Genomic DNA, 9084 nt, shown 5'->3' on the forward strand with positions numbered 1-9084 from the left:
CGGTTCATTCATGTCACGCGACACATTCTACATCACGACCGCGATCTCCTACCCGAACGGCAAGCCGCATATCGGCCATGCCTACGAACTGATCGCCACCGACGCGCTTGCCCGCTTCCAGCGGCTCGACGGCAAGGAGGTCTACTTCCTGACCGGTACCGACGAGCACGGCATCAAGATGCTGCAGACGGCGCGGAAGGAAGGTATCGCGCCGCGCGAGCTCGCCGACCGCAACGCTGCCGAGTTCAAACGCATGGCGACGGCGCTCAACGCCTCCAACGACGATTTCATCCGCACCACCGAGGAGCGGCACTATGCGTCCTCGCAGGCGATCTGGAAGGCGATGGCCGCCAATGGCGACATCTACAAGGGCGGCTATGCCGGCTGGTATTCGGTGCGCGACGAAGCCTATTACGGCGAGGAAGAGACCGAGGTCCGCGCCGACGATATCCGCTACGGGCCACAAGGTACGCCCGTCGAGTGGGTCGAGGAGGAGAGCTATTTCTTCCGGCTTTCGGCCTATCAGGACAAACTGATCGCGCTTTACGAAAGTCAGCCCGAATTCATCGGTCCGGCCGAGCGCCGCAACGAGGTGATGCGCTTCGTCAAATCGGGGCTGAAGGACCTGTCGATCTCGCGCACCACCTTCGACTGGGGCGTGCCGGTGCCCGGCGACGAGAAGCATGTGATGTACGTGTGGGTCGACGCCCTGACAAACTACATAACCGGCGTCGGCTATCCCGATGAAAATGCTGAGAAATGGCGTTTCTGGCCTGCGGATGCGCACATCATCGGCAAGGACATCGTACGCTTCCACGCCATCTACTGGCCGGCCTTCCTGATGTCGGCGGGGATTCCGTTGCCGAAGCGCGTCTTCGGTCATGGCTTCCTGTTCAACCGCGGCGAGAAGATGTCGAAGTCGGTCGGCAACGTCATCGACCCGTTCACCATGGCGGAGCACTATGGCGTCGACCAGGTGCGCTATTTCTTCCTGCGCGAGGTACCGTTCGGCCAGGACGGCAACTACAGCCACGAAGCGATCGTCAACCGCACCAACGCGGATCTCGCCAACGGCCTCGGCAATCTGGCGCAACGCTCGCTGTCGATGATCGCCAAGAACTGCGGCGGCGCGGTGCCGAAGCGCGGCGAACTGGCCGAAGCCGACCGGGCAATCCTCGACCAGGCGGTGGAGGCGCTTGAGGTCGCGCGCAAGGCGATGGCGGAGCAGGGGATCCATCTGGCGCTGGCGGCGATCTTCAGCGTGGTGGCCGAAGCCGACCGCTACTTCGCCTCCCAGGAGCCCTGGGCGCTCAGGAAGACCGACCCCGAGCGCATGGAGACGGTGTTATGGACGACCGCCGAGGTTGTCCGGCGGGTGACGGTGCTTTGCCAGCCCTTCATTCCGGCGTCGGCCAGTAAGCTGCTCGACCTGTTGGCAGTGCCGGCGGACAAGCGCAATTTCGAGCACGTCCACGCCGACCATGCGCTCGTGCCCGGCACGGCCTTGCCGGCGCCCGAGGGCGTATTTCCGCGTTATGTCGAGCAGGACACCAAAGCCTGATGCTCGTCGACAGCCACTGCCACCTCGACTTTCCGGACTTCGCCGAGGAACGGGCGGCTATCGTCGCCCGCGCCCTGGCGGCCGGCATCGGCCGCATGGTGACGATCTCAACGCGTGTGAAGCGCTTTCAGCAAATCCTTGAAATCGCTGAAACTTTCAACGAGGTCTATTGCTCGGTCGGCACTCATCCTCACCAGGCGGCGGAAGAACTCGACGTGACCGCCGACGAGCTGGTGCGGCTTTCCAGCCACCCCAAGGTGGTGGCGATCGGCGAAGCCGGCTTAGACTATTTCTATGACCACGCGCCGCGGGAGGCGCAGGCGCAAGGGTTCCGCACCCACATCGCCGCCGCGCGCCGGACAGGGCTGCCGCTGGTCATCCATTCGCGCGATGCCGACGACGACATGGCGGCAATCCTCGAGGACGAGACAGGGAAGGGCGCCTTCCCCTTCATTCTGCATTGTTTTTCGTCCGGTCGCAGGCTGGCCGAAGTCGGCGTTGCGCTGGGCGGTTACGTCTCTTTCTCGGGCATCTTGACCTTCAAGAACTCGACCGAGCTGCGCGCCATCGCCGCCGACGTCCCGCACGACCGTCTATTGGTCGAAACAGACGCGCCTTACCTTGCGCCTGTCCCGCATCGCGGCAAGCGCAACGAGCCCGCCTTTGTCACGAACACGGCAAAGGTGCTCGCCGAAACCATCGGCGTCGGCGAGGCCGAGATCGCCGACATCACCACCGAAAACGTCTTCCGGCTGTTCACCAAGATGCCGCGCCCGGACATGGCGGGCGCCTGAGAGATGGGCGACCGGCTGCGCCTCACCATTCTCGGCTGCGGCTCGTCGCCCGGCACGCCGCGCATCACCGGCGACTGGGGCAATTGCGATCCGAACAATCCAAAGAACCGCCGTATGCGGGCGGCGGCCCTTGTCGAGCGGATTGCCGCCGGTGGCGGCCGCACCACGGTCGTCATCGACACCGGTCCGGACTTCCGCGAGCAGATGCTGCTTGCCTCGGTAAAACGCATCGATGCGGTCGTCTATACACATCCGCATGCCGATCATATCCACGGCATCGACGACCTGCGCGGCTATGTGCACGAGCAGCGGCACCGTATCGATATCCATGCAGACGAGCCGACGATGGGACGGCTGCGCCAGGCGTTCGACTATTGCTTCGAGACGCCGCCCGGCAGTTCCTATCCGCCGATCGTCAAGCCGCATCTCATCAACCATGCCAGGCCAGTGGTAATCGAGGGCGAGGGGGGTCCCCTCACCCTTGAGCCGCTGCCGCAGATTCACGGCGATATCATCTCGTTGGGCTTTCGCGTCGGCGGCCTCGCCTATTGCCCTGATATCAGCGACTTCCCGGCTGCCACCGCGGAACGGCTGCGCGGCCTCGACACGCTCGTCATCGACGCGCTGCAGTACAACACCCATCCCAGCCATCTGTCGCTTGGCCAGGCGCTGGGCTGGATCGAGAAGCTGGCACCGAAAAACGCCGTGCTGACGCATATGCACGTGCCGCTCGACTACGCCGTGGTGATGGCCGAGACGCCGGGCCACGTGGTGCCGGCCTATGACGGCATGGTGATCGAAACTCCTTATGAGTCAGCGTCATAGAGACGCTTATTCATTTGGCCGTTTACTCGGCCAGGTAACAGCATCAACGGCGTTTCGAGCTGCTGCGAATGAAAGCTTGCGCCGGATGCCGGTTGACAGCCGATCGGGCGCCAAGCCCGACGCCCGATCGTCTTCAAGCATTTTTCGACCAGTCAGCGCCTTTGCCGTGGCGCAAAGCGACTGAAACTCCAGCAATTCCCAAGCCTACGCTGGGCCTGTCAGTTCCATAATCTATCTTATGCGACTTTTCGATGGAGCGGCGGCATATGCTTGTCGTCAGCCCCTTCAGCCTGCATCGCCCGGGATCGGGCCGGCAGACTGGTACGTGATCCCGTTCGGCCCCTTGCCGACAGCATAGGACGTCAGGACGGCCTGGTCCTTGACCGAGATCAGCGACACGGTGCCGTCGACGATGTTGGTCACGAGGACGAAGGCGTCGTTGCCGACAACGACTCCATGCGTTCCGGCACCGGTGTGGATCGTCTTGACGACCTTGCCGCTCGCGACGTCGATGACGGAGACCGTGTCGTTCGGCTTGGCCTCGGTACCCTGGTTGGCGACATAGACGAAGCGCCCTACCGGTTTTCGACCGACAGGGCGACGGCACCGTATCTGCGTTTATTTCTCATGGTCTTATCCTCGAAAGCGGTCCCGCGGAGTAGTCGACGACGGTCATCATGCCGGTCGCCATGTGATAGAGGTGATGGCAGTGGAACGCCCATGTCCCAGGGTTGGCGGCATCGAACGCCACCGTCACCTCGCGCATCGGCGGCACCCAGACGGTGTCGCGGACGGCTCCCGCGAAGCGGCGGCCGTCGACGGCGACCACCTGGAAATGGTGGCCGTGCAGGTGCATGGGATGGCCCATCATGCTGGTGTTGCGCAGCGTCAGTTCGATGCGCTCCCCCTTCCGCACCGGGATCGGCCGATGGTTGGCCCATGTCCTGCCGTTGATCGTCCAGGAGTAAGCCTGCATCGTGCCGCCGATCTCGATGGGCTGGTTCCGGTCCGCAGGCGTCACCGCCAGGGGCTTGGCGGCGACGAGACCGGACTCGAATGCAAGGTCGAGCGCGGTCGTGGCCTGTTCGCCAGCGGGCGCGATGCGCTTTACCGCGCCTCCCTTCGTTGCCAACACGAAGCCGGTGCGCTCGACACCGCCCTCGCGCAGCGCCAGGATCGGCCAGGCCCCCGTCTCGTCCGGAATGCGCAGCCGGATGTCGATGCGCTGGCCCATGGCGAGCGGAAAGCGGCGGCCGCGCACGGGAGCGACAGGATTCCCGTCGACGGCGATTGCCTCGCCTTCGATCGACCCGGTGTCGATCCAGAATGCCGTCGCGGTCGCTCCATTGATGAGCCGCAGCCGGACCGTGCCGTTCCGCTCGACTGCGAACACCTGCGGATCGTCCAACGTGCGGTCGTTCGCCAGGTAGGCGTCATACTCGATGTCGTTGGTGTCCATTGGCATGGCCATGCCCTGCCCGCTGGACATGCCTTGCATGTCCATGCCTGACATGCCCGACATCGAGTGACCGGCCATGCCATTGGTTCCCGATGCGGGCGCCGATCCGGTCAGGCCGGCCAGCAACTCCTCGGGCGTCTTGAAGCTGAAGTCGTGGAACAGCACCACCACGGGCTGCTCGTCCCTGCCCTCATCGGCCGGATCCGTGACGATCAGTGGCGCGGCAAGGAGTTGCTGTTCCTGCAGCGTGTGGGCGTGCATCCAATGAGTGCCGGGTGCGGCGACGGGGAAGCTGTAGTCGTGATTTTGGCCCGGCTGCAGCAACGGCTGCGGCAGATCCGGCACGCCGTCCTGCCCGAACGGCGGCGTCAGGCCGTGCCAATGGATCAAGGTTGGCGCGGCGAGCGCGTTTTCGAGCCGGACCTGGAAGCCGTCGGCTGCCGACATGGTAAGCCCATGCGTGCCATCGGGCTGGACGAGACCGAAGACCTTGGCGGCACGGCCGGCAACGTCGATGACGCGGGTATCGGCCCGGATGATTGTAGGCTTGGCCGCTCGCGCGGCATGAGCAGTGATCAGCGGCAGGATGACGCTCGCAGCGCCGGCAGCCGCCGTGGACGCCAGGAACTGGCGACGGGATATGGATTGCATTGTAAAGCTCTCATGTTTCGTGACTCGAGGCCGGATTGACCGGCGGCGAAGCGCGCGGACGCGAGGGTTCGTGCGCTCAGGCGATCACGGTGAGTTTTGGAGGGCGCAGACGAATCGGCACGTCTGCTGGAGAAGAAGCAAAGGGCGGCGCAGTCGCGACCGGCTGGGCGTGCGATGTCACCACGAATGCTTGAGCGTCAACTGGAACGCAGAAAGAGCAGCCCGAAGCGGCGGCAAAACATATTCCTTGATTATGCGTGTGCCCAACGCCATTGCACGGAGCGTGACGGCCATCATGCCGGATCGCTGCGGAGCCATGGTTATGCTGCGCTGACCACTGGATGCCATGCGGAGCAGCGACCGCGTTGACGTGGCCGTGAAGGACCGTGGTCAGCGCCATCAGCAACGCAAGACAGATGGCCACCCCACGCAACACTTCGAAGTCGAACGAATGTCGCATTGGGCCGCCCAGTTTTGATCGGATGATGCTCCGAACCAAATCCCTTCTTCCTGAATAGTGGGCCATTCTGCAACAATCATAACCTGAAGGAGCCAGCCGGAATTTGCGCTAAGTCAAAGAGGCCGAGCCCGGCCGCGATGTGCCTTCGCCGCCTGCCGCCGCTGATGGATCACTTCAGATCCGATAGCTCATTATCAAGGAACCAGAAATGTCGCCCCCTTTGCTGGATGCCGACAGCCGGTGGGATTGGTTCTGGGTGAGCGGAAGATGTTGTCGAAGGTCGTTGATCGGCGGATGACGCCCATCGCGATTTCTATTTTGCTGGCAACGCGACATTCGAACTTGGTTGCAACATCTGATGTAGCCACTCGCGAGGCGTGCGACCGGATCAGCTATTACCGAGTCGTTTGGGGGCCTGCTCGTCATTTCGGATCCGACCGGCCCGAATAGAGTCTGGCCAGACCGTATCGTTCGGGTGCATAGTCATTTCCAGGACTTCGCGGGCGGAATTGTCCGCAGCAATGATTATTGCCAGGTCCTGTCTCTCGTGCTGCATCCGTCCGCGATCCCGATGGGACCAGGCCACATGGAGGCGACCATGCTGGTAAAGGAAGCGATGACGGGGAAAGTGCGTTGGTACTCCCCCGATACACCGATACGGGAAGTCGCGCGCGTCATGCGCGATGAAGGTATCGGTTGCGTGCCGATCGGCGAAAATGATCGGCTCGTTGGCATGATCACGGATCGCGACATCACGTGCCGCGCCGTGGCCGCCGGCGAGAGCCTCGATAAATTGACATGCCGCGCGGTGATGTCGCCCGGCATATTCTTCTGTTTCGAGGATCAGACCCTGGAACAGGCGCTTGGGCAAATGCAGGAGCGTCAGGTGCATCACCTTCCGGTGCTCAACCGGCAGAAACGGATGACGGGCCTCATCTCGTTGGGTGATGTCGCGCTGAAGGCCGAAAGTGCGATCCTCGCGCCGCTTGCCAAAATCGCCGCACGCGACGCTGAACGGCACTTGCGGGCCGCCTGAGGTTTTCAGGGGCGCTTTGCGACGAATGGGTGGCATGCGTGAACGGAACCTGGCATGCCGCCCAAAATATCTGCGATCGCATTGCAAAGCTTGGCTTTCGTACCCCTGTCCGCGCGCTATGACAGCTTGTTCCCTCGGACTCGGATTACAATCAGGCGGCCTTGAGATCCTGCAACACCTTCTCGAAGGCGGCTTTGACCGGCTTGGAAACGTCGGTCGCCGCTTTTGTAGCGAGTTCCTGAAATTCCTTGGCTTGCTCGGCACCCATTTCCAGGCGCTTGCGCAGGAAGGTCGTCTGCAACTCAAAAACTTCCGGCAGCGACTTCGCACGGACCAGAGCTTCGGCGTGCGAGAAATCAGCTTCGGCATTGGCGCGCCACGCGGCGATCATCTTCAGCGACAGCTCGTTGCCGACCGATTTCGCGGTTTCGGCGGTCGACTCAAGCGCCTTCCGGGCGTCTTCAGCGCCCGATTGGAACTTTGCAAGAGCTTCTTTCGACTGCTCCACGCCCGTTTCGGCGACTGCACGAAGTTGATCGGTGGCCTTGCCAGCGTCGACTGCTGGAAATCCGGCGGTTTCGGTGGGTTTGTCGGTGGTCTTGGACATTTCCTATCCTCCGGTTGACGATGTGTCTCGCCCGCGCCCCAGAACAGCGAGAGCAGTATGTGGCAGTATTACCTGCAGTGCAACATTTTGTTGCAGCGCAATATATTTATATTTGAAACTGGGCTTTTCCTGCAGTCTTCAGAAGAAACAGGGCAGGAGGGGAGCCAATCAGCTGGCAACGCAGCGAAGGATATGGCTGGACGTCCGTGATGCGCCGTAGCACCCCATTTCGCGCTCGATTTTCACGACGTGGCAGAGTGCGGCTTTTGTAACAGGGTCGCAGGTCTGCTTCGCACCCTGCCCTGTTCGAACTTGGTTGCAACAATGCAAGCTTCGCCCCGGCTCGCTCGCGATTTCGGTGATGGCGTCGAACCGAACAAGCAACTAGCCTGCCCCAAGCTGCTCGTTCGCGCCGGCATTCACAATCAAGGCCATCCAGAAATGACCGCTTCACCTTCCTTTCTCGGCTTTCCCGATCGCCTCGCAGAAGGCCGTACACCCCGCGCGGTGATCTTCGGAGCCGGTCACGGCAGCACCTATCCCGGCAAGGACAGCAGCGGCTATGTCCTGGCCGCCGGTGCCATCCGCGCGGCGAGCCAGGGCGATGCGCCGCTGATCGAGAACTGGGATTTCGATCTCGGCGGCCCGCTGTTCGACGGCAAGCCGGTCTGCTGCGTCGACGCCGGCAACGTCTTGACCATCATGCACGACAATGACGGCAACCGCGCCCGGATCGAGGCGAAGACGCGCGAGGTCCTGGCATTGCAGGCTGTGCCGACCCTGCTCGGCGGCGACGATTCCGTGGTCATTCCCTTCCTCGCCGGCTTTACGGATCACGGGCCAGTCTGGATCCTGCAGATCGATGCCCATATCGATTGGCGCGACGAGGTCGATGGCGAACGCTTCGGCTATTCGAGCCCGATGCGCCGGGCGAGCGAGATGCCGCATATCGCCGGCATCGTACAGGTCGGCCTGCGCAGCGTCGGCAGCGCACGCCGCGCAGAAATCGAAGCGGCGCGGCGCTACGGCAGCCGCTTCGTGACCGCCCGCGAGGTTCATGCCCAAGGCGTCGAAGCCGCTCTCATGCATATTCCGGAAGGCGCGCAAGTCGTCGTCACCCTCGACTGCGATGGCCTCGATCCCTTCATCATGCCAGGCGTGGCGGCGCGCACACCCGGCGGTCTCACCTACACGCAGGTGATCGACCTGATCGCGGGTCTCGGCAAGCGGGGCAGGATCGCCGGGTTCGATCTCGTCGAGTTCTATCCTCCCGCCGACATTGACGGCCTGTCGGCGCTCACCGCAGCGAGACTTATCGTCAATGCGATCGGCGCCATCGTCCGGCAGGGTTAGACCCGGCTTCGGCCTCCAGATATTGCACGAGGCAACCGCCCTACCCTTTTGGAAACGTTCCTTTATCGTTGCCAGAAAGGCAGCTTGGCGATCTCTTCGTCCACCTGATGTCTCGTCAAACCGATATCGTCGATCAGATGCGGATTGGTTTCCGAGATTCGCTTGAGGTCCCAGCGAAAGTGCGTCTGCTCGCGCCAACCCGCGACGATGCTTCGCAGGGTCGCCAGGCTGTAACGCCGAGGCGACATTTTCGACGGCCTTACGACCGTCGCTCTGCACGCTGCCTGATGCGGCGCCGGGGCAAAAATATCGTTCATGGCAACCTCCTGATGGTTGAG

At 62.7% G+C, this 9084-nt stretch carries 10 protein-coding genes; 5 read left to right on the top strand and 5 right to left on the bottom strand.

Annotated elements, in window-relative coordinates; translation table 11 throughout:
• Window positions 1-10: 10 nt before the first annotated feature.
• Genes metG through EJ070_RS26605 form a run of 3 tightly spaced genes read left to right on the top strand, consistent with a single transcriptional unit; the run spans window position 11 to window position 3180 of the window.
• Window positions 11-1561 carry a methionine--tRNA ligase gene (gene metG / locus EJ070_RS26595; RefSeq protein WP_126094023.1) on the top strand — a complete coding sequence of 517 codons (1551 nt, stop codon included), beginning with the start codon at window positions 11-13 and terminating at the stop codon, window positions 1559-1561.
• Complete coding sequence (locus tag EJ070_RS26600) at window positions 1561-2355, top strand: TatD family hydrolase (RefSeq protein ID WP_126094024.1); 795 nt, start codon at window positions 1561-1563, stop codon at window positions 2353-2355. The genes metG and EJ070_RS26600 overlap by 1 nt, the downstream gene beginning before the upstream one ends.
• 3 nt (window positions 2356-2358) lie before the next feature.
• Window positions 2359-3180: an MBL fold metallo-hydrolase gene (locus EJ070_RS26605; protein ID WP_126094025.1), complete on the top strand. Its 822-nt coding sequence runs from the start codon at window positions 2359-2361 to the stop codon at window positions 3178-3180.
• A 285-nt stretch (window positions 3181-3465) separates the two neighbouring features.
• On the opposite strand, the gene EJ070_RS37645 is transcribed toward EJ070_RS26605, so the two are convergent.
• The 3 genes from EJ070_RS37645 to EJ070_RS26620 form a co-directional block, all read right to left on the bottom strand.
• Window positions 3466-3792: a hypothetical protein gene (locus EJ070_RS37645; protein WP_126094026.1), complete on the bottom strand. Its 327-nt coding sequence runs from the start codon at window positions 3790-3792 to the stop codon at window positions 3466-3468.
• A gap of 13 nt (window positions 3793-3805) precedes the next feature.
• Window positions 3806-5290: a multicopper oxidase family protein gene (locus EJ070_RS26615; protein ID WP_126094027.1), complete on the bottom strand. Its 1485-nt coding sequence runs from the start codon at window positions 5288-5290 to the stop codon at window positions 3806-3808.
• A gap of 76 nt (window positions 5291-5366) precedes the next feature.
• On the bottom strand, window positions 5367-5816 hold the full coding sequence (locus EJ070_RS26620; RefSeq protein WP_189350083.1) for a hypothetical protein: 450 nt from the start codon (window positions 5814-5816) through the stop codon (window positions 5367-5369).
• 532 nt (window positions 5817-6348) lie between these two features.
• Here EJ070_RS26620 and EJ070_RS26625 point away from each other — a divergent pair.
• Window positions 6349-6786, top strand: coding sequence for a CBS domain-containing protein (locus EJ070_RS26625; protein ID WP_040971192.1), 438 nt, complete (start codon window positions 6349-6351; stop codon window positions 6784-6786).
• A gap of 151 nt (window positions 6787-6937) precedes the next feature.
• Here EJ070_RS26625 and EJ070_RS26630 read toward each other — a convergent pair whose 3' ends face one another.
• Window positions 6938-7393 (bottom strand): phasin, encoded by a 456-nt coding sequence (locus tag EJ070_RS26630; RefSeq protein ID WP_126094029.1) that lies wholly within the window; start codon window positions 7391-7393, stop codon window positions 6938-6940.
• Window positions 7394-7834: 441 nt separating this feature from the next.
• On the opposite strand from EJ070_RS26630, the gene EJ070_RS26635 reads away from it, so the two are divergent.
• Window positions 7835-8746, top strand: coding sequence for an agmatinase (locus EJ070_RS26635; RefSeq protein ID WP_126094030.1), 912 nt, complete (start codon window positions 7835-7837; stop codon window positions 8744-8746).
• A gap of 62 nt (window positions 8747-8808) precedes the next feature.
• On the opposite strand, the gene EJ070_RS26640 is transcribed toward EJ070_RS26635, so the two are convergent.
• Window positions 8809-9063: a DUF1127 domain-containing protein gene (locus tag EJ070_RS26640; RefSeq protein ID WP_126094031.1), complete on the bottom strand. Its 255-nt coding sequence runs from the start codon at window positions 9061-9063 to the stop codon at window positions 8809-8811.
• Between the last annotated feature and the right edge of the window lie 21 nt (window positions 9064-9084).

The organism is Mesorhizobium sp. M1E.F.Ca.ET.045.02.1.1 (assembly GCF_003952485.1).
Classification (GTDB): Bacteria; Pseudomonadota; Alphaproteobacteria; order Rhizobiales; family Rhizobiaceae; genus Mesorhizobium.